Annotated in this window: 3 protein-coding genes; all 3 read right to left on the reverse strand. The window is 68.8% G+C overall.

Annotated elements, in window-relative coordinates; all coding sequences use genetic code 11:
- Nucleotides 1–86 precede the first annotated feature (86 nt).
- Nucleotides 87–839 (reverse strand): hypothetical protein, encoded by a 753-nt coding sequence (locus tag ACWDTP_RS38415; protein WP_450028439.1) that lies wholly within the window; start codon nt 837–839, stop codon nt 87–89.
- Nucleotides 840–841: 2 nt separating this feature from the next.
- Nucleotides 842–1,297 (reverse strand): hypothetical protein, encoded by a 456-nt coding sequence (locus tag ACWDTP_RS38420; protein WP_450028440.1) that lies wholly within the window; start codon nt 1,295–1,297, stop codon nt 842–844.
- A 1-nt stretch (nt 1,298) separates the two neighbouring features.
- A partial coding sequence (locus ACWDTP_RS38425) for a hypothetical protein (RefSeq protein WP_450028441.1) occupies nt 1,299–1,482 on the reverse strand: 184 nt, incomplete at its 5' end.

Below are 1,482 nucleotides of genomic sequence, written 5' to 3' on the forward strand. Positions count from 1 at the left end.
GTGCGTACCGAGGGGAGCCATGACGGCGTACGTCTTGAAGAACTCCGGCGGCATGCTGACCGGGGCGCGGTTCAGTTCGATGGCCATCAGAAGGTCACCCCTGCGTTCTCGTTCTTGTTGATCACCACGGAGAACGCGAACGAGGTGAAGCCCCCCGTCGTCACGGTGATCGCGCGCACGTAGCGGCGCACCGTGGCCGTGTTGGAGATGGCGATCCGCTGTGTGGCGGGCCCGGCCGTCACCTGGGTGAAGGCCAGCCCGGTCACGTCGGCGAAGGTCGTGCCGTCCGCCGAGTCCTGGATCTTCACGGTGGCGTCCGTGCCGGTGAAGGACATGACCTGGAGGTACGCCTGCGCCCCGAAGTTCGCGGCGGCCAAGGTGTCGACCGAGCCGCCGTTCGTGGCTGCCGTGTCGGTCCGTACGCCTGCGGTGAGCTGCCTGCCCCACTCGATCCCGAACCCGTTGGCCTGCGCCTGCACGGCAAAGGTCAGGCTGCCGTCGTCGCCGCGGGTCGGGTCGTAGCCGATCTGCTTGGCCACGAGGCAGGCCGCTGGGTCGCCGAGGGTGGTGCCACGGCAGTAGGCCAGGATGACGTCGCTGGTGGGCAGCGCGGCGAGCTTCTGGTGGGTGGCGCCGAGGACGGGGTCGGAGTTGAAGAAGACGACGGCCTCCATTCGGCCGTCCAAGAGTCCGCCCTTGCGCTCCATAGCATACTTGTCGATGCCGGTGAACGGCAGCACGGCGGGCCCGCCGCCGATGGCGCCGAGGCTCATGATGTCGCCGCTCGCGTTGTATCCGGCGATGTACAGGTTGTCGCCGAGGCCGCCGGTCTTGGCCACTGCTACGCCACCTCATCCCAAAGATCATTTACAACAACAGGCAGCGCGATGGTCATGACCCGCAGCAGCGCCGCGTCGTGCTGGAGGTAGCCCGCCCGCGCCTCCAGCCCGATGCCGTGGATGCCGCGCACGTCGACCTCGCGGACCAGGCCGCCGAGGGTGAAGTCGCCGACGTAGGCGCGCATGAGCGCGTCCAAGGCGGTCATCAGGTTCGGATCGATCGCGTCGGCGGGCTCGCCCTCTGCGCTGGTGTAGAGCCGCACGTTGAACAAGAGCCGGACGCTGGTGGAGTCCAGGCCGGAGGAGCGCACGGTGTCGACGCGGTCCGCCCACACAGCGGCCGTCAGCCCGAGCCCGGGGGCGTTCTTCGGCTCGTGCTGGTTGACCTGCTCGAAGTAGCCCGAGGCCAGCGCGTGCGAGACGACCGCGTCGAGGATGCCGAGGATGTCGAGAGCCATCTCACATCCTCCCGATGTACCGGCGCAGCAGCCGCTGAGCGATGCCGGGCGCCCGCCGGTCGATCATGGCCTTGACCCGGCGGAACGTCGCGTAGCCGCGGAACCGGGTCACCGGGGCGTTCCGGCTGCCGGTGCCCTCCAGCCACGGCCCGTAGACCACACCGCCGTCATTGACCTCGTACGAG

Source organism: Mycobacterium sp. NPDC003449, assembly GCF_053588415.1.